We start from the raw sequence: 26425 nt of genomic DNA on the forward strand, positions 1-26425 counted from the left end.
AACCGCTTTCAGGGCGCCGAGACCACCTTGCGCTTTTGCACGGCCGGGATGCCCTCGTAGTCGGGCAACTCGGCGAGCGGCTTGCCCATGGCCTTTGCGTAGAGCGGCATCATGTCGGCGAGGCGCTTGGCGATATCGGCGCGTCGCGCCGGCGTGTACGGATGCACGTAGATGAATCCCTGGTCGCGGTCGGCGCGCGTCGCCACCGCGAGCTTGTCCCACAGCGTGAGCGCCGCGCGCGGATCGAATCCCGCGCGCGAGGCGATATCGCTGCCGATCACGTCGGCTTCGGTTTCGTCGGCGCGGCCGTAGTGCATTTCCACGAGTTGCGAGCCGATACCGAGCGGAAACACGCCGAGGTCCGCGAGCCCGAATAGCTGCGGCACAGAGCCCGATTCGATCTGCGCGGCCTGTTGTTCGCCCAGGCGCTCGCGCACGTGCTCGCGCACTGCATGCGCGATCTCGTGGCCAAGCAGCATGCCGAACTCGTTGTCGTTGAGCTTCACGCGATCGAGCAGGCCGCCATACACGACGATCTTGCCGCCCGGCAGCGCGTACATGCGGATGTCGTTCGAGCGGATCACCGCCACTTCCCACTTCCAGTTCTTGACGCGATCGCCCCACTTCAGCGAGTAAGGCGCGAGCCGGTCGACGAACGCCCGCACGCGCTGCACGTGCGGATCGCTTTCGGCATAGAGGCGGTTCGAATGGGCCGCGCCGCGCACGATCTCGTTGAACTCGGCAGTGGCCTGCGCTTCGAGCATCGGCGAGGGAATCAGATTGCGGTACACGGCGGCGTTGCCAAAGCGCACCACGCGGCCCGTGTTCGGCGCGCCGGGGGCGACGCTGCCCGGCGTAGCGCTCGCGTTTGCGCCGATGTTTGCTGCGCCGTTCGTGTTATTCGCCGGGTTGGTCGCGCCATTGCCGGCTGGCGGCAGTGCAGGATTGCCTGGCACGGCGGCGGGGGCGTTCGTCGCGGCGGGGTTCTCGGCAGCCCACGCATTCCATGCGCCAAGCGCCGGCCAGGCGGTGGCGAGCGCCAGCACGAGCGCACGCGCGCGCGCGCCGCTGCGCTGCAGCGCACGCGGGCTTTGCGCGACGGTCTCATGCGTGCTCACGACCGGACTCTCCACGGGGCAATACGAATGAGCAGGAGCATACCCGGTACCGCGAGCACCGTGCAGACGATGAAATAGTCGAACCAGCCGATCTTCGCCACCACGTAGCCGCTCGCGGCGGAGGCCAGCGTGCGCGGCACGGAGGCGAGGCTCGTGAAGAGTGCGAACTGCGTGGCGGTGTAACGCGGATCGGTCGTGCTTGCAATATAGGCAGTGAACGCAGCGAGCGTGAGTCCCGTTGCGAAGGTCTCGAAGCCGTACACGAGCGCGAGCGCAACGGCGCGCGGATCGAGCGTGAACTGCACGGTGGCGCCGAAGAGACCTGCGGCCCACGAAACCGCGTGGCTCACGGCGAGCACGGCATCGTAGATGGCGGCGAGCGAGGGCGAGCCTGCGCCGAGCTGCGCGAGCCACGCGAAACCCAGAGTAGAAATCATTTGCAGGAAGCCGAAGATCCACAGCCCGCGCCCAATGCCGATCTTCACGAGCGCCACGCCGCCGATAATGCCGCCCGCGAGGCTCGCGCCGAACGCCGTCATCTTGGCGATCACGCCGATCTCCGTGCGCGAATAGCCGATGTCGAGGAAGAACGATGTGGACAGGGTCGTCGCCATCGTATCGCCGAGTTTGTAGAGGAAGATAAACGCGAGCACAAAGAGTGCCGCGGCGAGACCGTCGCGGCGCACGAATTCGGCGAACGGCTGCACGATCGCTTCGCGCAGGTTCTTCGGCGGCGCGCCGTGCACTTCGGGCTCTTTCACGACGAGCGTCATGATCATGCCGGGAATCATGAACGCCGCCGTCACGACGAATACGGTGCTCCACGGCAGATGATCGGAGAGGATCAGCGCGAGCGAGCCCGGCACGAGTGCCGCGATCTTGTAGGCATTCACGTGCACGGCGTTGCCGAGGCCCTGCTGCGTATCAGTGAGCAGTTCGCGCCGGTAGGCGTCGATGGAGATGTCCTGGCTCGCGCCGAAGAACGCCACCAGCGCGGTGAGCGCGGCAACCGTCCAGATCGAATCTTTCGGCGAAACGTAGCCGAGCGTGCCGATGGCGAGCGCCACGAGAATCTGCGTGACGAGCATCCAGCCGCGCCGCCGTCCCGGGCGCCAGCCGGGCAGACGCGGCACGTAGCGGTCCATGAGCGGCGCCCAGACGAACTTCCAGGTGTAGGGGAACTGGATCAGCGCGAAGAGGCCGATCTCCTTGAGATTGACGCCCTCCGAGCGCAGCCACGCCTGCACCAGATAGACGAGCGTGAACAGCGGCAGCCCGGAGGTAAAGCCGAGGAACACGCAGATCAGCATATGCGTATTCAGATACGCACGCCAGCCGGGGTGGGATTCGTGAGCGGTAAGAGCGGGTGCCTCGTGGGGCGGATTCTGCATGTCGTCGTTAGCGGCGGCGGTGTTGGGTGCGGTTCCAGGTGAACTGGTCGGGCAGAAAAACACGCGACGCCGCGCACGGCGTCATTTTTTTCTCACGCGATAGACCGCAAGACTACCACGCCAGTTCACACCCCAACGAACGGTCTGACCCCCATGGAGCACGGCGCGGTCGAGAATTTCGATGCCCACCTCGGGCGCGAGCGCCTCGAAGTCCTTCACCGTGAGAACACGCACGTTCGGCGTGTTATGCCACTGGTAGGGCAGCGACTTCGAAACCGGCATGCGTCCGCGCATGACCGAAAGCCGGTGCGGCCAGTAGCCGAAGTTCGGGAACGAGACGATGCACTCCTTGCCCACGCGCGCCGTCTCGCGCAGGATGGCGGCCGTCTGGTGAATGGTCTGCAGCGTTTGCGAGAGGATCGCGAAGTCGAAGCTCGCGTCCTCGAACAGGCGCAGGCCGTCTTCCAGATTCTGCTGGATCACGTTGATGCCGTTCTTCACCGAAGCGAGCACGCCCGCGTCGTTGATCTCGATGCCGTAGCCCGTGCACTCCAGTTCCTCGGTGAGCAGCGAGAGCAGCGAGCCGTCGCCGCAGCCGAGGTCGAGCACCTTCGCGCGCGGTTCGATCCAGCGCGCGATGGTGCGAAAGTCGGGACGGGCGGAAAGACTGTCGAAAGCGCTCTGGTTCATGCGCCCACCTCAGCAGCAATACGTTCGTAGTAAGCGCGCACCACATTGTGATAGCGCGCGTCGTCGAGCAGGAAGGCGTCGTGGCCGTGCGGGGCGTCGATTTCCGCGTAGGTCACCTGGCGCTTGTGATCGAGCAGCGCCTTCACGAGTTCGCGCGAACGCGCGGGCGCGAAACGCCAGTCGGTCGCGAAGCTCGCCACGAGGTATTTCGCCTTCGTGTGCGCGAGCGCGCGCGTGAGGTCGCCGTCATACGCCTTCGCGGGATCGAAGTAATCGAGCGCACGCGTGATCAACAGGTAGGTGTTGGCGTCGAAGTAGTCGGCGAACTTGTCGCCTTGATAGCGCAGGTATGACTCCACTTCGAATTCCACGTCGAAGTTGAAGTTGTAGGCGTTCTCCGCGCCTTCCGCGCGGCGCAGCGCCCGGCCGAATTTCTCGGCCATGTCGTCGTCGGACAGATAGGTGATGTGGCCGATCATGCGCGCCACGCGCAGGCCGCGGCGCGGCTTCACGTGGTGGGCGTAGTAGTCGCCGCCATGGAAGTCGGGGTCCGAGAGGATGGCCGAGCGCGCGACTTCGTTGAACGCGATGTTCTGCGCCGAGAGCTTGGGCGTGGAGGCGACCACGATGCAGTGGCCGAGACGATCCGGATAGCGCAGGCTCCATGCAAGCGCTTGCATGCCGCCAAGGCTGCCGCCCATCACCGCGGCGAACTTCTCGATGCCGAAGCGATCGGCCACGCGCGCCTGGGCGTCCACCCAGTCCTCGACGGTCACGACCGGAAACTTCGCGCCATAGGGCTGGCCGGTGGCCGCGTCGAGGCTCATGGGGCCGGTCGAGCCGAAGCACGAGCCGAGATTGTTCACGCCGATCACGAAGAAGCGGTTGGTGTCGAGCGGCTTGCCCGGGCCGACCATGTTGTCCCACCACCCCACGTTCTTGGGGTCGTCCGCGTAGACGCCCGCCACGTGGTGCGACGCATTGAGCGCGTGACAGACGAGCACCGCGTTGCTGCGCGCGGCGTTGAGCGTGCCGTAGGTTTCGACCACGAGGTCGTACCCGGCCAGCGCCGTGCCGTTCTGCAGTTGCAGAGGCTCGTCGAAATGCAGTGTTTGAGGAGCGACGATGCCGATCGATTCCATTCGTTCCGCCTTGGTTTTTCGGGCGGCTAAACGGTGTCGGCGGGCGCGGAGTGCGAAAGGGTTGGCGCAGCTGACGACCTCTTTAGCCGCATTTATATCGAACTCCCGGGCCCAAGCCTTGAGAGTTCACGCGCCCGCAATCGAGTCAGCAAATCGGCGCGTGGGTATTGCAAAAGGAACGCAGAGTATATCGGAAAAAGTGCAAAGCGACGCGGCGCACGGGAAAGGCGGCCCGGGCGGCGCGCTGCCGCCCCGGCGCTTTTGCACCGTCCCTTCACGTGCCCGCGCACCGCGCGAGGCCGCGAAGTCTTATCACTTGCCGGGTGCGGACGGATTCGCGTTGCGCCAGCGCCGCAGCTGCAAGGCCGCGATGATCATCAGGAGGCCGTAGAGGACCGCATAGGCGGCGATCACCCAGATCAGCGAGAGCGCGCCAGCACCTGGGAACATCGCGAAGAAAAAGCCCACCGTGGCCGAGAGCAGCCCCGAAATCCCGACCGCCCACGGATGCGCGATGGCGTGCCGGTACTGGATCGCGTAGACGATCTCGAAGATGCCCGTGAAGAACGCCCAGACGCCGATGATCATGACGAGGACGATGGCGGTCTCGCCGGGCCAGAAGAACGCCACGAGGCCCGCGATCACGCCGATCAGGCCGATGACGATGTAGGTCCAGCGCCGCGTGCCGCCGCCGCGCGCGCCGTAGATGAGCGCGAATGCGCCGTCGACGAGGGCGTAGGCGCCCCAGACGATGGCGAGCGTGAGCACGGTGAGGCCGGGCAGCGAGAAGGCGAGCACGCCGAACACGATGGCGGCAATGCCTCGCGCAATGAGCCAGCCCCAGTGGGCGGAGAGGCCCATCAGGATGGGCGGCAGGCCGAGGGGAGGAACGGGACGGTTCATGCGACGGTTCTCCTTCCTGTTAGCGACGCGAGCAGCCGCCACGGAACAACGCCGCCGCGGCCGCGCTATTGAAGAATGATGCGGATCTGCTCGTCGGCGTGCTCGCTCGGTGAACGCGTGAAGCCGCTTTGCGCGTAGCGATGCCAGCAACCAATCACATAGCGCACGACCAGATTCGCCCGGACCGTTGGATCGTATCCCTTGGCGGCCGGCTTCGCGTTGACATGGTCAGACCCCGAAATTGCCTTGCGCTCGGCCTCCTGCGCGAGGTCGACGCGCAGGCACTGGCGCAGCGACGCCTCGACGCGATCGAGCATCTGGTTCACGCGCTCGGCGAGGCGCTCATGCTCGCCCACGAGGGCTTCGCAGGTCAGTACGCGGGTCATGCCGGCGTTGCGCGTGGAAAAGTTGACGAGCATGAGGGCGATCGCACGCGCCTGCAGGACGCCGCTCGGCTCTTTTTCGACGATCTGGTTGATGAGGCCGAAGAGCGTCTGCTCGATGAAATCGATGAGGCCCTCGTACATCTGGGCCTTGCTCGCGAAATGGCGATACAGCGCGGCCTCGGAAACGCCCAGGCGCGCGGCCAGCGCCGCGGTGGTGATCTTCTCGCCGCGCGGCGCCTCGAGCATGGTGGCGAGCGTCTGGAGAATATGGATACGGCGTTCGCCCGGTTTCGGGCGGGGGGCGCGGCGGGCCGCGCCCGGCGAATCTGCTGCTTCGACTGCTTCACGCGTTTGTGTCGGCTGCATGGATATCGTCCCTGGCGTTGGCCTCTGGGTTGGCGCTCCCCCGTTTTACTTCGAGCGTCCCGACTGCAGGCCTGGTTTCAGGGATTTTAGCGAACGAATGCGACGATCGACATAGTGCGGTCTGCCGGTGCCCGGCAGATGCGCCGGCAAATGCCCGGTGATCCAGACGGTGCGGATGCCGAGGCGCCGGTAACGCTTGAGATGGCTGCGCGTGTCTTCGATCAGGATCGCATCGGCGAGCGCCACGCCGGCCCGGCGCAGCGTGCCGCGCAGCATCGCGCAATCGGGCTTGGCGCGCCAGTAGCTGCGCGAGCGCATGCCTTCGATGGCGATCACGCGCTCGAACAGCCCCTCGATGCCGAGCGCCGCGAGCACCGCGTGCGCGTAGTCCTCGGGGCCGTTGGTGAGCACGATCTTGCGCCCGGGCAGCGCGGCGAGCGTGCGGGCGAGGCCGCGCTCGGCGTGCAGCATGCCGTGCAGGTCGTCGAAGGTGTGCACGACCTTGAGAAAGTCGTGCGGGTCGATCGGATGATGGCGCGTGAGGCCGAGCAGCGTCGCGCCGTAGCGGCGCGTGTAGCTCGTGCGCAGGTGATTGGCTTCGTCGCGGCTCACGCCGAGCGCGTCGATGATGTACTGCGTCATGCCGGCGTTGATGGCCGGGAAGATTGCGCGCGACGCATTGTGCAGCGTGTTGTCGAGGTCGAAGAGCCAGACGGGAGTGCCCACTTTGCGGGCGACGCGGCGCGGCCGGCGCCGGGCACGCCTGGCATGAAGGCTGGAGTCGGTCATCGCGGACGTGAGACGCGGCGGCGGCACGGCGCCGCCGCTGGGAGGAAGGCGCTTAGTGCGAGCGGATCATCGTGCCGAACGGCTGTTCGGTCAGGATTTCCAGCAGCACGGAGTGCTCGATGCGGCCGTCGATGATGTGCACCGAGCGCACGCCGCTCTTGGCTGCGTCGAGCGCCGACGAGATCTTCGGCAGCATGCCGCCCGAGATCGTGCCGTCTTCGAAGAGCGCGTCGATCTCGCGCGCCGAGAGGTCGGTGAGCAGATTGCCCGCCTTGTCCATCACGCCCGGGATGTTCGTCATCATCACGAGCTTTTCGGCGTTGAGCACGACGGCGAGCTTGCCCGCCACGAGGTCCGCGTTGATGTTGTACGAGAGGCCGTCTTCGCCGAAGCCGATCGGCGAGATCACCGGAATGAACGCGTCGTCCTGGAGCGCCTTCACGACCGCCGGGTTGATGGCCTCGACTTCGCCCACCTGGCCGATGTCGATGTACTGACCGGGTTTGTCGCGGTCCGGCATCATCAGCTTGCGCGCGTGGATCAGGCCGCCGTCCTTGCCGGTCAGGCCGACCGCGTGGCCGCCGAAGTGGTTGATCAGCGTGACGATGTCCTGCTGCACCTCGCCGCCGAGCACCCACTCGACGACTTCCATGGTTTCTTCGTCGGTCACGCGCATGCCCTGGATGAACGTGCCTTGCTTGCCGATCTTCTTGAGCGCCGTATCGATTTGCGGGCCGCCGCCGTGCACGATGACCGGATTGATGCCCACGAGCTTGAGCAGGATGACGTCGCGCGCGAAGCCCTGCTTGAGCCGCTCTTCGGTCATGGCGTTGCCGCCGTACTTGATGACGACGGTCTTGCCGTGATACTGGCGAATGTAAGGCAGCGCTTCGGCCAGAATTTCGGCTTTCAGGGTGGGGGCGATCTGCGAAAGGTCGATGGGCTCGGACATGGCGGCGGAGACTTGGACGAAAAACAGACGAAACTCGCGGACGAAGATCCGCGGACGAAGAACGCGGCCGCAAAACGGTCGAAACAGGGCGGATTGTACAGGACTGGCGCGGTGCAGCAGGGAAAACGGCGGGGAAAACGACGGGCACCGGACGCTTCGCGAGGCACATGCGCAACACGGGCGCGAGCGCATCGGCGCGCCGCAAAACGGGGCGAAATCGGCTGGGAAACGCGGGCGTGAAAAGCGAGGTGCAAGACGCGCGCGCGGGCTGTGGCATCATCTTCCTGTCGCCAACCCATGGCTTCGAGAGGAGTGCGCGCCATGACCGCCTCCGCCGTGCCCGCCACCGGCATGAAAAGCGCCCGCTGCCCCCGCTGCGGCAACAGCTTCGATTGCGGCAGGAACACCGAACCCTTCGATTGCTGGTGCAAGTCGCTGCCAGCCTTGCCCGCGAGCGAGCTGGACCCGCGCGGGCGCTGCCTCTGCCCCCAATGTCTCGCGGCGGCGGCGGCGCCGGCAGCGAGCGACGCGCCGAAGGGCAGGAGCGCTATGCCGTGAAGGGCGTGCTGCGTTGCGCAGCGTGCGCGAGCGCCGCGAGATCGGCGCTCACTTCGTCGAGCACCGGTTCCCACTGTCTGAACGCCTGCTGACGGTACAGCCGGGTATTCGGATACCACGGACTGTCGCGTCGATCCAGCAGCCAGACCCAATGCGGATTCACGTCCAGCAGCACCCAGGCGCGCTTGCCGAGCGCGCCCGCAAGGTGTGCGCTCGACGTGCACACGGAAATCACCAGGTCGAGCGCGTCGACGAACGCGGCGGTGTCGTCGAAGGTCTTCCACTGGGCGCTGAAGTCGGTCACCTCGAAGCCCGCTTCGTGCGCCGCGGCGATGTCCTGCTGTGCGCCGGGCTGCAGCGAATAGAACGCCACGCCCTCGATGCCGCCGAAATGCCGGGCATACCGCTCGAGTCCGATGCGACGAAACGGATTGCGCTTGTGCGTGAGGCTGCCCGTCCACGCGAGCCCGACCTTCAGACGCTGTTCGACCGCCAGGCGCTCGCGCCAGCGCGCCGCCGCCTCGGGATCGGCCTTGAGATAACCGGTGGGGCCCGGGACAGTCGCTTCTTCAGTACCGAATATCAGCGGCAGGCTCAACAGCGAGACTTCGCAATCGTAGGGCGGCAGGTTTTCGACGGGGCCGCCCGCGCAGTACAGGTCGCAATGGCGGCCCAGGCTGCGCGCGAGCAGCGCGCCCATCTGCGGAAACGTATTCCAGACGAGCCGGCCGCCTTCGCGATGCACGCGTTCGGCGAGCATGGGCACGTAGCGGCAGAATTGCAGCAGGTCGCCCATGCCCTGTTCGCCCCACACCAGCAATGTGCGGCCCGCGAGCGGCTCGCCTCGCCACTCGGGCTTCGGGAACACCGGGCGGCCCATGGCCAGTTCACTGGAGCCCTGCCAGCGCAGCTCGTGTCCGGGCCAGCCTTCGGCATAGTTGCCGCGCAGAAGCTGGATCATCGACAGGTTCGAACGTAGCGATGCGTCGTTGGGCGCATACTGGCAAGCGGCGCGCGCGGCGCGTTCGACCTCGTCCCACTGCTGCGTATCCTTGCAGGCCATCGCATGGTTGTTCAGAGCGAGTGGGCTTTGCGGCGCGAGTTCGAGCGCGCGGCGGCTGGCGTGAAGTGATCGCGCCGCGTCGGTATCGGTTGGGAACACGCGCGCCAGGTTGATCCAGGCGTTGACGTTGTCGGGCTCTTCGGCGACCGTTTCTTCGAGCAGCTGCAGAATCTCGCGGTCTCCAAAATTGATCTGCATCAAAGCTGTTGCAAGATTGTTGCGCAGATTTGGAAACGTACGCGCGATTCCCAGCGCGTGGCGGTAAGGTTCTACCGCTTCGGCGTGACGGTTTGCAAACTGCAGCGCGAGGCCCGCTGCGAACCACGCGGCGGCCCGCTCCGGTGCGAGCCGGGCAAGCGCGGCGCTCAGGCGTACGGCTTCTTGCGCCAGCGCGCTATCCTGTGCGCGAGCGGCGATGAGGACGAGCGTGTCGTCGTCCAGGCCGCGCAGCTCGGCGCGCGTGGCGGCCAGCAATTCGTGTGCGGACGCATCGGTCGCCTCGTCGGTCCCACTGGCGGTGGCAGCGTCGATGAAATCGAGAAAGAGATTGCGCACAGCGTGGAGTACGTCAGGGGGCGAGGCTTGCATTGTTCCGTCTTGCTTGTCAGAAAGCGCCGAAGCAAAAGTGGTCGGCGGATGACATGGATTGAAGCAAACCCTTTCAAGATGATGAATCAGATAAGTCTTAACCGGTAAACTGACAGCATGCATCGCATAACCGTCAGTGCTCGCGTCAATCTCAGCCATCTGTTCTGGCTGCGCAGTCTCGCCATCATCGGCCAGCTGTGCACGATCGCGTTCGTGCAACTCTTCATCGGCGTGCAGTTGCCGTTGCCCGCCATGCTGTTCGTGATCGCCATGGAAGTGGCGTTCAACGGCGTGACCTGGCTGCGCGTCACGCAGGATCGTCCCGAATCGAATCTCGAACTGTTCGGCCAGCTCTGGGTCGATCTCGGCGCGCTTTCCGCGCTGCTCTTTCTCTCCGGCGGTACGACCAATCCGTTCGTCTCGCTGTACCTGCCCTCGCTCGCCATCGCGGCCGCCGTGTTGCCGTGGTATCTCACCGCCTGGCTCGCGGCCTTCGCAGTGGCCTGCTACGTGCTGCTCGGCTTCGATAACGTGCCGCTCAATCTCGACAATCCCGCCAACCTGTTCGACTACTATCGCGCGGGCATGTGGGTGAACTTCATGGTGAGCGTGTGCCTGATCGTGTGGTTCGTCGCGCGCATGTCGCGTGCGCTGCGCCAGCGCGACACCGCGCTCGGCGACGCGCAGCAGCGCCTGTTGCGCGACGAGCGTGCCGTGGCGCTGGGCGTGCAGGCCGCTACCGTGGCGCACGAGATCGGCACGCCGCTCTCGACCATCGCCATGCTCACCGAGGAGCTGCGCGACGTCGCGCGCACTGACAAGGGCCTCGAACCGTATGCCCCCGACCTCGAACTGCTCGACAAGCAGATCTCGCTTTGCACCTCGGCGCTCGCACGACTCAGAAGCCGCGCCTCATCCACCGGCGCGCGCCAGCTCGTGAGCGAATGGCTCGGGCCGTTCGTCGAGCAATGGCGCCTGCGCCATCCGCACGTGAAGTTCGAACTCCTCGACAATGGACTGAACGACTTCGCCCTCGACGACACCGTCGCCGTTGGCCAGATCCTCACCATCCTGCTCGACAACGCCGCGCGCGCCAGCCGCGATTTCGTGACGCTGCGCGCCTATGCGGCCGCGCGGGCCGGCTACGTCGATTTCGAAGTTTGCGATGCCGGGCCCGGCATTCCGTCCTCGCTGCGCGCCTCGCTGGGCGCCGCGCCCGTGGACAGCACCCAGGGCGGTCACGGCGTCGGGCTGTATCTGGCGTTTTCGTCGGCGGCGCGGCTTGGCGGCTCGATCGAACTCAACGACGTCACGCCGCCCGGAAGCGCGTCGGGCGAAGTGAGCGGCGCGGATGACGAGACGTCGACCGGCGCCGTAACCGGCGGCGGCACGCGCACGCGCCGTCCACGCGGCACCCGTGCGGTGCTGCGCTTGCCGGCGAAGCAGGTCAAGGCGGGTCAGGCGAACCCCGCGGCGGCGCGCGAAGGCGCAGCGCCCGCGGGTTCGGAGATTGGATCAGGCGAGGGGCCGACCCGGTCCGACGCCGCGTAACAACACGGAGAATCAGGCATGAGCGATATGAGTTTTCTGGTCATCGACGACGACGAAGTGTTCTCCGACATCCTCACGCGCGGCCTCACGCGGCGCGGCTTCGAGGTGAAGCAGGCACACAATGCGGAAGAGGCGATTCGCTTCGCCAATCAGCAGAAGTTTTCGCAGATCACCGTGGACCTGCATCTCGGCAACGACTCGGGCCTGTCGCTCATCGCGCCGCTGCGCGAACTGCAGCCGGACGCACGCATGCTCGTGCTCACCGGCTACGCAAGCATCGCCACAGCGGTGCAGGCCGTGAAGGACGGCGCGGACAACTATCTGGCCAAGCCCGCCAACGTCGAGATGATTCTCTCGGCACTCCAAAGCGATGCGAGCGCCGTGCAGGCCGAAGAGGCCATCGAGCACCCGGCGCCGCTCTCGGTCGCGCGCCTCGAATGGGAGCACATCCAGCGCGTGCTGGCCGAGCACAACGGCAACATTTCGGCCACGGCGCGCGCGCTCAACATGCACCGCCGCACGCTGCAGCGCAAGCTCGCGAAGCGCCCGGTGCGCCAGTAAGCACAGTCCGGAGCGGTAAAAGAAAAGGGACCCCGCGGGGTCCCTTTTTCATGCGTCATGCGTAACGTTTAGAGCACGTAACGCGACAGGTCTTCGTCCTGCGCCACTTCGCCGAGCGCGCGGTCGACATAGGCAGCGTCGATCGTCACGCTCTTGCCCGCGTGATTGCCGGCCGCGAACGAGACATCTTCCAGCAGCTTCTCGATCACCGTGTACAGACGGCGCGCGCCGATGTTCTCGGTCTTCTCGTTCACGGAGAAGGCGATTTCCGCGAGGCGGCGAATCCCGTCTTCGGCGAAATCGAGCTGCACGTCCTCGGTGGCGAGCAGCGCCTGATACTGCTTCACGAGGCTCGCGTCGGTCGCGACCAGAATCGCTTCGAAGTCCTTCACGGAGAGCGAGTCGAGTTCCACACGAATCGGGAAACGGCCCTGCAGTTCGGGAATCAGATCGCTCGGCTTCGAAAGATGGAACGCGCCGCTCGCGATGAACAGAATGTGATCGGTCTTCACCATCCCGTATTTCGTGTTGATGGTCGTGCCTTCCACGAGCGGCAGCAGATCGCGCTGCACGCCCTGACGCGAAACTTCGCCACCGCTGCCTTCGTTGTTGCGCGAGGCGATCTTGTCGATTTCGTCGAGGAACACGATGCCGTTCTGCTCGACGTTCTGCACGGCCTTTTGCTTGACCTCTTCGTCGTTGAGCATCTTGCCGGCTTCCTCGTCGGTCAGCAGCTTGAGCGCTTCCTTGACCTTCACTTTGCGGCGCGTTTTCTTGCCGCCGCCGAGATTGGCGAACATCGAGCGGATCTGCTCGGTCATGTCTTCCATGCCCGGCGGCCCCATGATGTCCATGCCCACTTGCGGCTGCTCGACGTCCAGCTCGATTTCCTTGTCGTCGAGCTGGCCTTCGCGCAGGCGCTTGCGGAAGGTCTGGCGCGTGGTGTTGTCGCCGCTTTCGGCGTGGCTCGCCGCATCGGACGAACCGAAGCCTACCGGGCGCGCTGTCGGCAGCAGGATGTCGAGAATGCGGTCTTCGGCCTGATCCGTGGCCTTGCTGCGCACCTTGCGCATTTCCGTTTCGCGCGTCTGCTTCACCGAGATTTCGATGAGGTCGCGCACGATGCTATCCACGTCGCGGCCCACGTAGCCCACTTCGGTGAACTTGGTCGCTTCGATCTTGATGAACGGCGCGTCAGCGAGCTTCGCGAGACGACGCGCGATTTCGGTCTTGCCGACACCCGTCGGCCCGATCATAAGGATGTTCTTCGGCGTGATTTCCTGGCGCAGCGGCTCGGCGACCTGCTGGCGGCGCCAGCGGTTGCGCAGCGCGACGGCCACGGCCTTCTTCGCGTTCGCCTGGCCGATGATGTGCTTGTCGAGTTCCGAGACGATCTCGGCGGGGGTCATGGTGCTCATCCTGATTCCTTCTCGTCGGTACGGTCGGTTGGCGAGTTATTCGATGGTTTCGATCACGCGGTTGTGATTCGTGTAGATACACATGTCGCCCGCGATCTCGAGCGATTTTTCGACGATCTCGCGCGGCGAGAGTTCGGTGTTCTCCACGAGCGCGCGAGCCGCGGCCTGCGCATACGCGCCGCCCGAACCGATCGCGCAGATGCCTTCTTCGGGATCGAGCACGTCGCCGTTGCCGGTGATCACGAGCGTGGTGGTCGCGTCGGCGGCGATCAGCATGGCCTCGAGGCGGCGCAGCATGCGGTCGGTGCGCCAGTCCTTGGCGAGTTCGACGGCGGCGCGCGTGAGGTTGCCCTGATGCTTTTCGAGCTTGGCTTCGAAGCGGTCGAGCAGCGAGAACGCGTCGGCGGTGCCGCCGGCGAAGCCGACCATGACCTTGCCGCCGTAAATGCGCCGGACCTTCTTCGCGCCACCCTTCATGACGATGTTGCCGAGGGTGACCTGGCCGTCGCCGCCGAGCGCGACCTTGTCGCCGCGCCGCACGGATACGATCGTCGTGCCGTGAAATTGCTCCATGTGCGTTCCTTTTTACCGTTGATGCCGGGTTGGATGCGAAGGTGGTATGCCTGCCGCTTTCGGGTGGGCGCCGCGGTGCTCGCGCGCCGTGCACGCTGCGGGCGCGGCCGCCCTGAATCCGGGCGCGTCGCGCGCGCTTCTCGCGCGCCGCGAGCGCATATCACCTGGAGTTTAGGGCGGCGATGGGCATATCAAGGGCCGCGGGCGCAGAAAACGGCACGGCGGCTCGGTGGCGCCGCGGCCACGCGCAAAAGAAAAAAGCGCACGGGGCTCCGTGCGCTTCGACAGGGAAGGCAAGTCGCTAGCCGCGCAAGCAGGGCTTCGCGGCCAGAATAAAGCTCAATCGCCGAACAGCTTCTGGCGCAGTTCGCGTCGCTCTTGCGCTTCGAGCGAGAGCGTGGCGGTCGGGCGCGCGAGCAGACGCGGGATGCCGATCGGCTCGCCCGTTTCTTCACACCAGCCGTAGTCGCCGGAATCGATGCGCGCGAGCGATTGCTGCACCTTCTTGAGCAGCTTGCGTTCGCGGTCGCGCGTACGCAGCTCGAGCGCATGCTCTTCTTCGATCGTCGCGCGGTCGGCCGGATCGGGAACGATCACGGTTTCGCGCAGATTCTCGGTGGTCTGGCCCGCATTGCGGAGGATTTCCGCCTGCAGCTGTTCGAGCCGGTTCTTGAAGAAGGCGAGCTGATCCTCGTTCATGTAATCCTTGTCGCTCATCTTCAGGATTTCGGCTTCGGTCAAGAGTCGTTTCGTCGTCATCTGGCTTGCTTCTTCAATGAGTGAGGCAAAACTGGCACATCTTGCCTGCACTTTTGTGTTGCCCGCAGTGGCCGCGGTGGCCGTTACCAACCTTTACCACTTTGCCAGGCGCAGTTACCGCGCCGTTATATGCGCGCTGGCGGGCACGGACGATGAACTGTCGTGACGCCCGAAGCGCCGCTGCGGGGCCGAACTCCTCTGGAAACCGGTCATCAGATGCTTGTGAGGCATATATCGTACCGACTGCGCGCTGCGACGCGATGCGCTGCCGGCGGGGCGTCCCTCGGGAATTCCGGGGCACCTCTCTTCCAGTGGGGCCGTATTGTAACCGAACCGCAAACTCGCGCCGCAAGCGGGAAATCCCTGCTGTCACCCGCCTGTCGCCAGGCCGTTTGCGCACCGGTCGATATCCAGAAAATATAACGCGCCAATCGTGAAAAAGCGATGGTCGGGTACGTTATTTGACGCACAGAACCGGAAGGAATGCTTTGCGCCGGCCGCAAACGTGGCGCCGGCGCTGCGTCGCAGTGCAAACTCCAGACGAAAACGCCCGGCAGCGGGCCGGGCGTATCGGGAAAAGCGGGGGAGCCGCTCAGGCGAGGCAGGCGTCGAGCCCGTCGGTGATGAGGTCCTGCGGCAGTTCGATGCCGATGAACACCATCTTGCTGCCCTTCTTCTCGATCGGCAGCCACTTGGCGGCCAGATCGCTGCCCATCATCTGGTGCACGCCCTGGAACACCACCTTGCGGTCCACGCCTTTCATGTAGAGCACGCCCTTGTAGCGCAACAGGCGCTCGCCGTAGATCTGCAGGATGCCGCCGAGGAAGTCTTCGAGGCGGTTCGGATCGAACGGACGGTCGCTGCGGTAGACGAACGACTTGATCTTGTCGTCGTGGTGTGCGTGATGGTGGTGGGCGTGATCGTGGCCTTCGTGGTCGCACTGGCCGTGATCGTGGTCGCAATCAGCGTGGTCATGGTCATGCGCGTGGTCATGGTCATGATCGTGATGCGCATGAGCATGAGCATGATCGTCTTCGGCGAGGAAGTCGGGGTCGATTTCGAGCTTCGCGTTCAGGTTGAAGCCGCGCAGGTCGAACACTTCCTTGATGTCGGCCTCGCCGAAATTGACCTGGCGGATCTGCGCCTTCGGATTCATGTGCAGCACGCGATGACGCAGATCGGCGAGTTCATTCTCGTCGACGAGGTCGGCCTTCGTGATGAAGAGGCGGTCGGCGAAACCGACCTGGCGCTGCACCACTTCGTGCTCGTCGAGCTGATGGTTGCCGTGCTTGGCGTCCACGAGCGTGATGATCGCGTCGAGCAGGAATTCGTCGGCGATCTCGTTATCCATGAAGAACGTCTGCGCGACCGGGCCCGGATTGGCGAGGCCGGTGGTTTCGATCACCACGCGGTCGAAGTCCAGCTTGCCGTCGCGCTTTTGCTGCGCGAGATCGCCGAGCACGCGCGCGAGGTCGCCGCGAATCGTGCAGCAGATGCAGCCGTTGCTCATCTGGATGATCTGCTCGGTGCTGTCCTGCACGAGGATTTCGTTGTCGATGTTCTCTTCGCCGAACTCGTTCTCGATCACGGCGATCTTCATGCCGTGCTTCTCGTTCAGGATGCGCTTGAGCAGCGTGGTTTTACCGCTGCCGAGAAAGCCGGTCAGGATGGTGACGGGAATCATGCTGGTTGCCATGCTGTCTGCCTGGTAGGTGTTCGAGGGGTACGTTCAGGCGCGCCGCTTCGTGCTGTCGCTGCCTTCGAGTGTTACAACATAACTTCCTATTGAAACATATCTGCGCCGCGCCCGCATGCGGCGGCCGGGCGTGAGGCCCAATCGGGGCGCGAACAGGCGGCCCGAAAGGCGTTCCGGCGCGGCGCCGAAAAGCCTCAAGTAAGGCCGTCTCAGGCGATTTGCAACAGCAGGCCTTTCAGATATTCGCCTTCCGGGAATGCCGTGAGCAGCGGATGATCCACACCGGCGCCAAGGCGCTTGAGGATACGCGCGTCCACCCTGGCGTCGGCGGCGGCGCCGGCCACGATCTTCTGGAACAGCGCCGAATCGATCGCACCCGAGCACGAGTACGTGAACAGCAGACCGCCCGGACGCAGCAGCTTGAAACCCGTGAGGTTGATGTCCTTGTAGGCGCGCGCGGCGCGGTCCACGTGCTCGCGCGAGGCCGCGAACTTGGGCGGATCGAGCACCACGAGATCGAAGCGCTCGCCATCGTCGTAGAGCCGGCGCAGCGTCTTGAAGGCGTCGGCGTCGAGCCAGGCGGCGAGCGCGGCGTCGAAGCCGTTCGCCTCGACGTTTTTCTGCGCGGTGGCGAGTGCTTCGCCCGAGGAATCGATCGACACCACCCGTTTCGCACCGCCCTTCATGGCCGCGAGCGAGAAGCCGCCGGTGTAGCAGAAACAGTTGAGCACCTCGCGCTCGCGCGCGTACGTCTGCACGAGCGCGCGGTTGTCGCGCTGATCCACGTAGAAGCCGGTCTTGTGCCCGTTGCGCACGTCCACGTGATAGCGCACGCCGTTCTCGCTCGTGATGATCGTGGCCGGCGGTTCGTCGCCTGCGAGCAGGCCGGTGATCTGTTCGAGCCCTTCCTTCTCGCGGATCGACACGTCCGAGCGCTCGTAGACGTTCGGGCAGCCCGTGGCCGACGTGAGCGCGGCGACGATCGCCTCCTTCCACGCCTCGACGCCCGCCGCCATGAACTGGCACACGAGCTGGCCGCGGCCGCTTTGTGCAACATCACCGCCGTCTTCGATGTAGTAATCGACGATCAGGCCAGGCAGGCCGTCGGCCTCGCCGAAGATCAGGCGCACCGCGCCCGTGCCGCTCACCATCGCGCGGCGGTCGGCCACGGCGCGCTGCACGCGTCGCTTGAAGAACGCGTGGTCGATGGGCTCGTTTTCGTCGAAGCTCCACACGCGTGCGCGAATCTGCGAATGCGGGCTGTAGGCGGCGCGCCCGAGGAAGCGGCCGTCGGCCGAGCGCACGATCACGGTCGCGCCTGGCGCGGGCTTGCCTTCCACGCGGTCGATCGCGTTCGCATAGACCCACGGATGGCGGCGCAGCAGGGATTTTTCTTTGGACGGCTTGAGGGTGACGATATTCATGATGGCTTCGATGCTGGGTAACGGCACTCGTGTCGCGCAGCGTTGCACGAGCGCCGTGGCGTATCAATCGCGCTTCTTGGCGCGTGGATGCGCGGTGTCGTAGACCTTCGCGAGATGCTGAAAGTCGAGCGACGTGTAGACCTGGGTTGCCGAGATGCTCGCGTGGCCGAGCAGTTCCTGCACGGCGCGCAGGTCGCCGCTCGACTGCAGCAGGTGGGTGGCGAACGAGTGCCGCAGCACGTGCGGGTGCACGTTCGCGGGAATGCCCGCCGCGATGGCGGCGCGCTTCACGCGCTCGCGCACCACGCCGGGCGCCATGCGGTTGCCGCGCACGGAGAGAAAAAGCGGGGCGTCGTCGTGCTTCACGAAGGCGCTGCGGGCGGCGAGCCAGGCGTCGAGCGCGTCGAGCGCCTTGCGCCCGACCGGCACCATGCGGTGACGGTTGCCCTTGCCCAAGACCTCGACTTCGGCGGCGTCGCGCTTGAGCCAGCCCGCCGATTCGTAGCCGTCACGCTTGACGTAACGCACGTCGAGTCCCACGAGTTCGGCGAGCCGCAGCCCCGACGAGTAGAACAGCTCGAGCATCGCGCGGTCGCGCAACGCCTCGGGGCCGCCTTCCTCTGTGCCGGCGACGGCAGGCGCTTCCATGAGATGCGCGGCGTCGTCGACGGAAAGCGCCTTCGGCAGCGTTTTGGCGCGCTTGGGCGCACGCACGGCGGCCACGGGATTCGCGTCCATTTCGATGCGCCCCGCGAGCCAGCGATAGAAGGCGCGCCAGGCCGACAGCCGGTGCGCGATCGAGCGCGCCGAGAGGCCGCCCGCGTGCGCGCGCGCCACCGCGCCGCGCACTTGCGCGGCGGTGACCGTTTCGAGCGGCTTGTCGCTCGCGAGCTTCTTCAGCTCGTCGAGTTCATGCGCGTAGCCGCGCAGCGTGTGCTCCGAGAGCCGCCGCTCGTGTTCGAGCATCGCGAGATAGTCGGCGATCGGATCGGTTGGGTTCACGTTGGGCGGCTTCGGTGTGCGTCAGTGCGGCAGCAGGCGCGAGAGCGCCGCGCTCGCCAATGCACCGATCTGCGTGAGAAAGTCGGTGGCCATGCCTTCGTGGAAGCGGCGCGGGTCGGGCGAGCCCATCACCAGCAGGCCGAAAGCTTCGCCCCCTGGCGCGTCGTTCGAGGCCACAGCGGGGGCGCGCAGCGCGATGATCGCGACCGATTCGGCGGCGCCTTCACTCGAGTCGAGCCATTGCGCGGCCTCGAAGCCGGTGTTCGCGCCGCAATACGGCGTGTCGAGACTGTTCGCGAAGATACGCACTTCCTCGCCGGTATGGCGCGCGAAATCGGCCTGGCTGTAGGACTCGGCAACGTCCCAGACGCGCAGCGCGGCTTGCGGCATGTCGAACACGTCGCGCAGGTTCTGCGTGATCGAGCGCGGCAGCGCGTACGGGTCGCGCTCGGCGATCATGCGCGTGGTCCAACGGTTGAACTTCGCGGCGATCGAATCGTTCTCGTGGCCGTAGCGCAGCAGCTCAGAAAGACGCCGCTCGAGATGCTTGTTCTTCTCGCGCAGCATTTCCATCTGGCGCTCCTGCAGCGAGACGGCAGCCTTGCCGTGCGGATTGCCTAGCTTGATCGTCGCGAGCAGTTCGGCGTGCTCAACGAAAAAATCGGGGTGGGCGAGCAGATAGTCGGCAACTTCGCGATCGTTCATGTTGTGGACGCGTTGTAGTTGTGAGGCGCGCACGGCGGCGCGCAGTCTGTCATGCGGTTGATTGTTTTCGAGTAGTCGTGCGGCGCGACGTTCTCTCGTTGCGCGCGCCGTACGAGGCCGATGTTGCGTGTCAGTCGGCCAGCTCGATCTCGCCTTCGAACACCGTGGCGGCCGGGCCCGCCATGGTGAGCGCGGCGGATTCGTCGCGCGCGCCGTCCCAGGCGATCGTCAGCAGGCCGCCGTGGGTATGCACCTTCACGGGCGTGTCGAGCAGCCCGCGGCGAATGCCCGCCGCCACGGCCGCGCATGCGCCCGTGCCGCACGCGAGCGTTTCGCCCGCGCCGCGCTCGAATACGCGCAGCTTCACTTCGTGGCGCGAAACGATCTGCATGAAACCGGCATTCACCTTGTTCGGGAAGCGCGCATGCGTTTCGATGACCGCGCCTTCGGCTTTCACCGGGTACGCCTCGACGTCGTCGACGACCTGCACCGCGTGCGGATTGCCCATCGAGACGACCGACACCCAGCGCCGGGCGCCGTTCACGTCGAGCGGCCAGAGCGTGTCGTTGCCTTCGCGGCGGCCTTCCAGGCCGTTCGCGTTGAACGGCACGTGCGCCGGCTCGAACTCCGGGCGGTCCATGTCGACGACGACTTCACCGTTTTCCTGCACGACGAGCGTGATCGTGCCCTTCTGCACCTGCACGCGCACGCGATTCGAATCGGTGAGCTTGCGGTCGCGCACGAATTTCACGAAGCAGCGCGCGCCGTTGCCGCAGTGCTCCACCTCGCCGCCGTCGCAATTGAAGATGCGATAGCGGAAGTCGACGCCTTCCACGGTCGGCTTCTCGACCAGCAGCAACTGGTCCGCGCCGATGCCGAAGTGGCGATCGGCGAGCGCGCGCACACGCTCGGGCGTGAGCGCGAGGTCCTGGCTGTAGCCGTCGAGCACGACGAAGTCGTTGCCCGCGCCGTGCATCTTGGTGAATTTGAGTTTCATGCCGTCATTGTAAGCGAGGCCCGGGCGAAAACCCGGGCCCGGGTCGTGTGCGCAACGCTCAGTGATAGACGCTCGGCTCGCCTGGCGGCCGCGTCTTGAAGCGCTTGTGGACCCAGTAGTACTGCTCGGGAATGTGCGGAATCTGTTCTTCGAGGAAAGCGTTCATGCGGCGCGCGTCGAGATCGTCGTCGCCGGTCGGATAATTTTCCCAAGGTTTGAACACTTTCAGCCGATAACCCTTGTAATTGGGCAACACCTCGCCGATGAACGGTACCACCTGCGCATGACCCACCTTCGCCAGACGTCCCACCGCAGTGAGCGTGCACGCCGGCACGCCGAAGAAGGGCACGAACGTGGAATTGCGCATGCCGTAGTCCATGTCGGCGCCGAGCATCACGGGCTTCTTGTCGCGCAGCCAGCGCAGCACGGCGCGCGCGCTGTCCGCGCGGCTCACCATTTCCGCGCCGAAACGGCTGCGTCCCGCCTTGGCCGCGGCTTCGAATTCCGGGTTCGAGAACGGCTGGTAGAGCGAGCCGCACGGCCGGTGCAGCGAGTAGTTCAGAAACATGGAGCCCGCCTCGATGCCCACGAAATGCAGGCCGAGAAAGAGCGTCGGCGGCAGGTTCGGATCGGTGAGATCGATCTCGCTGTCGAGTTCGACGATCTTTTCGAGCTTCTTCGCCGAGGCGAACCATTGCACGCTGCGCTCCATGTAGCTGCGAATGGCGTGGCGAAAGTGCAGCCCCGCCACTTCCTCGCGCTTTTCGTCGCTCCATTCGGGGAAGCACAGGCGCAGATTCGTATGAACGACGCGCTTGCGCCGGCTCGGGATCTTGTAGAGCAGCCAGCCGAGGCCGTCGCCCAGACGCGCGACGAAGCCATAGGGCAGGATCGCGAACAGCTTGAGCAGGCCGATGGCGAAACGGGAGCCGAGTTTGCCTATCATGCGGCAACTCCGCTGCAGGGCTTGCGAACTGTGAAGGGGACGATGAGCGGCACGCGGGAGAGACTCTGCGACAATTTAAGGAAGTCGCTATAATAAGGGCTTCGCCGAGTTAATAGACAACTTGCGGGGCGAAGCCGGTGGGCTGTGAACTGCGCGTAATCGAACGCGAATCATGGCAACCGGGCAGCAATTCCGCTAAAGCGTCGCCGCTTCAAAGCTCCCGAAGCTGGCTACGTGAACTCAACCGTCACCAGCTACAAGGAGCTAGACACGTGGCAAACGACTATTTCTTCACCTCCGAATCCGTCTCCGAAGGCCATCCGGACAAGGTCGCCGACCAGATCTCGGACGCGATCCTCGACGCCATCCTCACGCAGGACAAGTACTCGCGCGTTGCAGCGGAAACGCTGTGCAACACGGGTCTCGTCGTGCTGGCCGGTGAAATCACCACGACGGCCAACGTCGACTACATCCAGGTCGCGCGCGACACCATCAAGCGCATCGGCTACGACAACACCGACTACGGCATCGACTACCGCGGCTGCGCGGTGCTCGTCGCTTACGACAAGCAGTCGCCGGACATCGCCCAGGGCGTGGACCGCGCGCACGACAACAACCTCGACCAGGGCGCCGGCGACCAGGGCCTGATGTTCGGCTATGCGTGCGACGAAACGCCCGAGCTGATGCCGCTGCCGATCCACCTGTCGCACCGTCTGGTCGAGCGCCAGTCGAACCTGCGCCGCGACGGCCGTCTGCCGTGGCTGCGTCCGGACGCGAAGTCGCAGGTCACGATCCGCTACGTCGACGGCCGGCCGCACGCCATCGACACCGTCGTGCTCTCCACCCAGCACTCGCCGGACATCGACCTCGGCACGCTGCGCGAAGCCGTGATCGAGGAAGTCATCAAGCCGGTGCTGCCGGCCGAGCTGATCAAGGGCGACATCAAGTTCCTCGTGAACCCGACCGGTCGCTTCGTGATCGGCGGCCCGCAGGGCGATTGCGGTCTCACGGGCCGCAAGATCATCGTCGATACGTACGGCGGCGCAGCCCCGCACGGCGGCGGTGCGTTCTCGGGCAAGGATCCGTCGAAGGTGGACCGCTCGGCAGCCTACGCCGGCCGTTATGTCGCGAAGAACATCGTGGCCGCCGGCCTCGCGTCGCGCTGCCTGATTCAGGTGTCGTACGCCATCGGCGTGGCCGAGCCGACCTCGGTCATGGTCAACACGTTCGGCACCGGCAAGGTTTCGGACGCGACGATCACGAAGCTCGTGCGCGAACACTTCGACCTGCGTCCGAAGGGCATCATCCAGATGCTCGACCTGCTGCGCCCGATCTACGAAAAGACCGCCGCTTATGGCCACTTCGGCCGTGAAGAGCCGGAATTCTCGTGGGAAGCGACCGACAAGGCGCTGACTCTGGCCGAAGCCGCCGGCACGGAGCCGGTGAGCGCAGCCGTCGCGTAAGCGTTCGCATAAGCCGGCCTCGCGCCGGCTCAAGTGAAGCAAGCGAAGAAAAACCCCGCAGGGCGCAAGCCCGTGCGGGGTTTTTTGTTTTCTGCGGATCGCGCGGCGTGGGTCGCGCGCGGGTCTCAGCGCATCGCGAAGCCGAACCAGCCCGCACTGCTCGCGGCCATCCGGCGCGGCTTGCGCGTGCTGCGCGCCACATGAACCGTGGAAGGCGCGGCGAGCGTGCGCAGCGGTGCATTCGGACGATACAGCAGCGTGCGCAGCGAGAAGTGACGCGAGCCCGAGCGCATGCGCAGCACGGCGAAGAACGAGTGGAACCAGCTGCGCATGCCGTCGACGGGCTTCGCTTCGCGCACTTGTTGCGTGAGCGCGCGGGTGCGGGCGGCGTGGTGTCGCAGTGCGCGCACGAGGTGACGGCGGGCTGGGCGTGCCGCTTTCAGGGCAGTGTGGGCGGCGTGGGTCATGCGTTGAGTATCGAAGAGGGTATGCATGGCGGTTGAGCAATCGGGTTCGAGGTGCGCCTTGCGCGACGCTTTGCATCGAGCAGCAAACGTGCCTGTCTTTCAGGGCGTCACGATGTCGGTGGACGGGAGACGGGCCGCATGGCGCGGCGTAGGACGCGACGCGACGGATTCTTCTGTTGGAGCACCTTGTGTGGCAAGGCGTTCACGGCGATCCGTCCGTGCGATGAGAATTCGGCGAAGTCGAACAACATCGCGACAGGCTACACGCGAATCGTGACCGCAAAAAGTCGGTTAATACCCGGCCCTGCGCGTCTTTGATGCACACGATCCCGCCCTTTGTCTTCATCGCGGTGCGCGTGCGCCATTCGCGTGCGGCTCGATCCGAGGCGCGCATGGAGCCACTTCGTGTGAGCGCGTGGTCCTTCCCGCCGTGCCGGCACGCTTTACAATCGATGAGTCGGCGCGCGCCGACGCCTCAGCCTTATCGTTTGACGAAGCGACGAACGCGGGCTGAGGCCCTTGCTCGCATCGAGATCGCATAACGGAAGTCCCATGTCAGTCCATTCAAAGAAAGAACAGGTGCAGGCGCTGCGCGAGCGCGGCTTCGTGGTCGTGCCAGGGCTCGTTTCGCCCGAGCACTGCGAGGCGATCAAGCGGGTTGCGCAGGAGCAGTTGCAGGCGGCTGCGGCGCCGCTCGAATTCGAAGCCGATTTGCGCTACCCCGGCGCGCCCGAATCGAAGGCCGCTCCCGGCGGCCACACGGTGCGGCGCCTGCTCGACGCCTACTCGCGCCACGCGCTGTATCGCGAATGGGCCACGTCGCCGGAAATCGCGGGGTGGATGGAGCTGTATTTCGGCGAGGAGCCGGTCCTCTCGCGTGCGCATCACAACTGCATGATGACGAAGCACCCGCACTACGGCAGCCTGACGGGCTGGCACCGCGACGTGCGCTACTGGTCGTTCGAGCGCGACGACCTCGTGTCGGTCTGGCTCGCGCTCGGGCCGGAGAAGATGGAAAACGGCGGCCTGTGGTTCGTGCCGGGCTCGCACGACGCGCCGTTCACCTCGGACAACTTCGACGCCGCGAAATTCTTCCGCGCCGACCTGCCCGAGAACAAGGCGTGGATCGATCGCGCCATCGCCCCGACGCTCGCCGCCGGCGATGTGGTCTTCTTCCACTGCAACACGCTGCATTCGGCGGGCCAGAACCAGAGCGATCAGGTGAAGTTTTCGCTCGTGTACACCTATCACGGCGCGAGCAACGTGCCGCTGCCGGGCACGCGCTCGGCGTCGAAGCCTGAGGTGAGGTTCTGAGGCGACGCAGCCGTGCTCTTCGTTAGCGCCGACGCCCCGACATCGCGAGCCCGGTGATGCCTGCGAGCGTCGCGGCGATGCCGCCCCCAATCAGGAGGATCGTGCGATTGGTGGGCGCGCCGGTAAAGAGGCGCGACATGTCGTTCGCGAACGAATGGAGCGACTGGCCGCCGAAGTACAACAGGACGACGCCACAGGCGATGAGCGCGATCGAAATCGCTTTGGCCATGAACAACCTCTCGCAAAGGATGGACGCCGCAGTGTAGGCGAGCGGCCGCGGCGCGTCCAGGGTGCGGTTTTTTCACCGGCCTGACATGCGCTCTCCATCGCCTTTCCCGCATAGTGGGCATCTGCACGGCTTGGGCGGATTGGCTAACATAGCTGCCTCACGCGAGCGTCGCGCCCCACGGCACGTCGCGCCCATCCCTTCGCTTACTTCCCGTTTTCGCCGAGGATTCAGATCATGGCTTACGAAGCAGCCTCAGAACGCTATTCGGACATGCAGTACCGCTTTTGCGGCAAGTCGGGGCTCAAGCTGCCCGCGCTGTCGCTCGGTCTGTGGCACAACTTCGGCGACACCACGCCGATCTCGACCCAGCGCGACATCCTGCGCACCGCGTTCGATCTCGGCATCACGCACTTCGACCTCGCGAATAACTACGGGCCGCCGTACGGCAGTGCCGAAACCAACTTCGGCCGCATTTTCAAGGACGATTTCCGTCCTTACCGCGACGAACTGCTGATCTCGTCGAAGGCGGGTTGGGACATGTGGCCGGGCCCGTACGGCCAGGGCGGCGGCTCGCGCAAGTACGTGCTCGCGAGCCTCGATCAGAGTCTGCAGCGCATGGGCCTCGACTACGTCGACATCTTCTATTCGCACCGCTTCGACGTGGAAACGCCGCTCGAAGAGACGGCGGGCGCGCTGGCCACGGCCGTGCAGCAGGGCAAGGCGCTCTATGTCGGCATCTCGTCGTATTCGCCCGCGAAGACGCGCGAAATGGCGCGACTGCTCGCCGAATACAAGGTGCCGCTGCTCATTCACCAGCCGTCGTACAACATGCTCAACCGCTGGGTCGAGGAAGAACTGCTCGACACGCTCGAGGACCTGGGCACGGGCAGCATCGCGTTCACGCCGCTCGCGCAGGGCGTGCTCACGAACAAGTATCTGAACGGTGTGCCCGAAGACGCGCGCGTGAACCGTCCGGGCGGCGGCTCGCTCAAGAGCGAGCACCTGAGCGAGCAGAACATCGAGCACGTGCGCAAGCTCAACGACCTCGCGCTGCGCCGCGGCCAGAGCCTCGCGCAGATGGCGATCGCCTGGACGCTGCGCGGCGGCCGCGTGACCTCGGCGCTGATCGGCGCGAGCCGCGCGGAGCAGGTGCGCGAGAACGTCGCGGCGTTGAAGAACCTCGAGTTCTCGAAGGAAGAACTCGCGGAGATCGACCGCTATGCGACCGAAGGCGGCGTGAACCTGTGGGAGAAGCCGTCGACCGATCAGCCCATCTGAGCGGCACGCTTCTGCCTGCTTGCCGGCGCAAGGAACCGCCTCCTCGCGAGGCGGTTTCTTATGCGCGAACGATAGGCCTTACATCGGCCGTGGCCG

26 protein-coding genes are annotated in these 26425 nt (G+C 65.4%); 6 read left to right on the forward strand and 20 right to left on the reverse strand.

From position 1 onward, the window contains the following. Positions 1-8: 8 nt before the first annotated feature. The 8 genes from AB4Y36_RS07885 to argB all read right to left on the reverse strand — a co-directional run bounded on the left by AB4Y36_RS07885 (position 9) and on the right by argB (position 7737). Entirely contained in the window at positions 9-1118 is a 1110-nt protein-coding gene (locus AB4Y36_RS07885) for a M48 family metallopeptidase (protein WP_256094708.1), read from the reverse strand. Then, on the reverse strand, positions 1115-2509 hold the full coding sequence (locus AB4Y36_RS07890; RefSeq protein WP_342949117.1) for an AmpG family muropeptide MFS transporter: 1395 nt from the start codon (positions 2507-2509) through the stop codon (positions 1115-1117). Before AB4Y36_RS07890 ends, AB4Y36_RS07885 begins: the two co-directional genes overlap by 4 nt. An 81-nt stretch (positions 2510-2590) precedes the next feature. Next, on the reverse strand, positions 2591-3199 hold the full coding sequence (gene metW, locus AB4Y36_RS07895; protein ID WP_069264642.1) for a methionine biosynthesis protein MetW: 609 nt from the start codon (positions 3197-3199) through the stop codon (positions 2591-2593). Further along, a complete protein-coding gene (locus AB4Y36_RS07900) occupies positions 3196-4341 on the reverse strand; it encodes a homoserine O-acetyltransferase (RefSeq protein WP_069264645.1) in 1146 nt (381 codons plus the stop codon). Before AB4Y36_RS07900 ends, metW begins: the two co-directional genes overlap by 4 nt. Positions 4342-4653: 312 nt before the next feature. Beyond that, positions 4654-5244, reverse strand: coding sequence for an HdeD family acid-resistance protein (locus tag AB4Y36_RS07905; RefSeq protein ID WP_069264647.1), 591 nt, complete (start codon positions 5242-5244; stop codon positions 4654-4656). Between the two features lie 65 nt (positions 5245-5309). Next, positions 5310-5996: a nucleoid occlusion factor SlmA gene (slmA, locus tag AB4Y36_RS07910; RefSeq protein WP_342949116.1), complete on the reverse strand. Its 687-nt coding sequence runs from the start codon at positions 5994-5996 to the stop codon at positions 5310-5312. 45 nt (positions 5997-6041) lie between these two features. Further along, positions 6042-6785 (reverse strand): pyrimidine 5'-nucleotidase, encoded by a 744-nt coding sequence (locus tag AB4Y36_RS07915; RefSeq protein ID WP_069264776.1) that lies wholly within the window; start codon positions 6783-6785, stop codon positions 6042-6044. Positions 6786-6837: 52 nt separating this feature from the next. Then, positions 6838-7737 carry an acetylglutamate kinase gene (gene argB / locus AB4Y36_RS07920; protein WP_069264651.1) on the reverse strand — a complete coding sequence of 300 codons (900 nt, stop codon included), beginning with the start codon at positions 7735-7737 and terminating at the stop codon, positions 6838-6840. A gap of 321 nt (positions 7738-8058) precedes the next feature. Between argB and AB4Y36_RS07925 the strand changes: the two genes are divergently transcribed. Next, entirely contained in the window at positions 8059-8295 is a 237-nt protein-coding gene (locus AB4Y36_RS07925; RefSeq protein WP_069264653.1) for a cysteine-rich CWC family protein, read from the forward strand. On the opposite strand, the gene AB4Y36_RS07930 is transcribed toward AB4Y36_RS07925, so the two are convergent. Further along, positions 8285-9946, reverse strand: coding sequence for a hypothetical protein (locus AB4Y36_RS07930; protein WP_368682679.1), 1662 nt, complete (start codon positions 9944-9946; stop codon positions 8285-8287). The two genes, AB4Y36_RS07925 and AB4Y36_RS07930, sit on opposite strands and share 11 nt — an antisense overlap. A gap of 117 nt (positions 9947-10063) precedes the next feature. Between AB4Y36_RS07930 and AB4Y36_RS07935 the strand changes: the two genes are divergently transcribed. Continuing rightward, complete coding sequence (locus AB4Y36_RS07935) at positions 10064-11497, forward strand: ATP-binding protein (RefSeq protein WP_368682680.1); 1434 nt, start codon at positions 10064-10066, stop codon at positions 11495-11497. Between the two features lie 18 nt (positions 11498-11515). Further along, entirely contained in the window at positions 11516-12058 is a 543-nt protein-coding gene (locus AB4Y36_RS07940) for a response regulator transcription factor (protein WP_069264661.1), read from the forward strand. A gap of 68 nt (positions 12059-12126) precedes the next feature. Here the strand turns inward: AB4Y36_RS07940 and hslU are convergent, their stop codons facing one another. The 9 genes from hslU to AB4Y36_RS07985 form a co-directional block, all read right to left on the reverse strand. After that, positions 12127-13476, reverse strand: a complete 1350-nt coding sequence (gene hslU, locus AB4Y36_RS07945) for an ATP-dependent protease ATPase subunit HslU (protein ID WP_069264664.1) — start codon at positions 13474-13476, stop codon at positions 12127-12129. Between the two features lie 36 nt (positions 13477-13512). After that, positions 13513-14049, reverse strand: coding sequence for an ATP-dependent protease subunit HslV (gene hslV, locus AB4Y36_RS07950; RefSeq protein ID WP_238465739.1), 537 nt, complete (start codon positions 14047-14049; stop codon positions 13513-13515). 339 nt (positions 14050-14388) lie between these two features. Then, entirely contained in the window at positions 14389-14808 is a 420-nt protein-coding gene (gene dksA / locus AB4Y36_RS07955) for an RNA polymerase-binding protein DksA (protein WP_028203189.1), read from the reverse strand. Positions 14809-15400: 592 nt separating this feature from the next. Continuing rightward, positions 15401-16492: a GTP-binding protein gene (locus tag AB4Y36_RS07960; RefSeq protein WP_368682830.1), complete on the reverse strand. Its 1092-nt coding sequence runs from the start codon at positions 16490-16492 to the stop codon at positions 15401-15403. Between the two features lie 221 nt (positions 16493-16713). After that, a complete protein-coding gene (locus tag AB4Y36_RS07965; protein WP_069264671.1) occupies positions 16714-17928 on the reverse strand; it encodes a class I SAM-dependent rRNA methyltransferase in 1215 nt (404 codons plus the stop codon). Positions 17929-17991: 63 nt separating this feature from the next. Next, entirely contained in the window at positions 17992-18894 is a 903-nt protein-coding gene (xerC, locus tag AB4Y36_RS07970; protein ID WP_368603814.1) for a tyrosine recombinase XerC, read from the reverse strand. Positions 18895-18951: 57 nt separating this feature from the next. Beyond that, the gene (locus AB4Y36_RS07975) at positions 18952-19635 is read right to left on the reverse strand and encodes a DUF484 family protein (protein ID WP_069264673.1); all 684 of its coding nucleotides are present in this window, start codon (positions 19633-19635) and stop codon (positions 18952-18954) included. A 130-nt stretch (positions 19636-19765) separates the two neighbouring features. Beyond that, positions 19766-20632: a diaminopimelate epimerase gene (gene dapF / locus AB4Y36_RS07980; protein ID WP_069264675.1), complete on the reverse strand. Its 867-nt coding sequence runs from the start codon at positions 20630-20632 to the stop codon at positions 19766-19768. A gap of 58 nt (positions 20633-20690) precedes the next feature. Further along, positions 20691-21578, reverse strand: coding sequence for a lipid A biosynthesis lauroyl acyltransferase (locus AB4Y36_RS07985; protein WP_069264677.1), 888 nt, complete (start codon positions 21576-21578; stop codon positions 20691-20693). A gap of 272 nt (positions 21579-21850) precedes the next feature. Between AB4Y36_RS07985 and metK the strand changes: the two genes are divergently transcribed. Next, positions 21851-23041: a methionine adenosyltransferase gene (gene metK, locus AB4Y36_RS07990; RefSeq protein WP_028203182.1), complete on the forward strand. Its 1191-nt coding sequence runs from the start codon at positions 21851-21853 to the stop codon at positions 23039-23041. 125 nt (positions 23042-23166) lie between these two features. On the opposite strand, the gene AB4Y36_RS07995 is transcribed toward metK, so the two are convergent. After that, positions 23167-23535: a hypothetical protein gene (locus tag AB4Y36_RS07995; RefSeq protein ID WP_069264679.1), complete on the reverse strand. Its 369-nt coding sequence runs from the start codon at positions 23533-23535 to the stop codon at positions 23167-23169. 525 nt (positions 23536-24060) lie between these two features. Here AB4Y36_RS07995 and AB4Y36_RS08000 point away from each other — a divergent pair. Continuing rightward, positions 24061-24822 (forward strand): phytanoyl-CoA dioxygenase family protein, encoded by a 762-nt coding sequence (locus AB4Y36_RS08000; protein ID WP_368682681.1) that lies wholly within the window; start codon positions 24061-24063, stop codon positions 24820-24822. 22 nt (positions 24823-24844) lie between these two features. Here the strand turns inward: AB4Y36_RS08000 and AB4Y36_RS08005 are convergent, their stop codons facing one another. Further along, on the reverse strand, positions 24845-25051 hold the full coding sequence (locus AB4Y36_RS08005) for a DUF3185 family protein (protein WP_069264683.1): 207 nt from the start codon (positions 25049-25051) through the stop codon (positions 24845-24847). Positions 25052-25285: 234 nt separating this feature from the next. Between AB4Y36_RS08005 and mgrA the strand changes: the two genes are divergently transcribed. Beyond that, entirely contained in the window at positions 25286-26329 is a 1044-nt protein-coding gene (gene mgrA / locus AB4Y36_RS08010; RefSeq protein ID WP_342949109.1) for an L-glyceraldehyde 3-phosphate reductase, read from the forward strand. Positions 26330-26425: the final 96 nt, after the last annotated feature.

The organism is Paraburkholderia sp. BR10936 (assembly GCF_040965735.1).
Lineage (GTDB): Bacteria > Pseudomonadota > Gammaproteobacteria > Burkholderiales > Burkholderiaceae > Paraburkholderia > Paraburkholderia nodosa_A.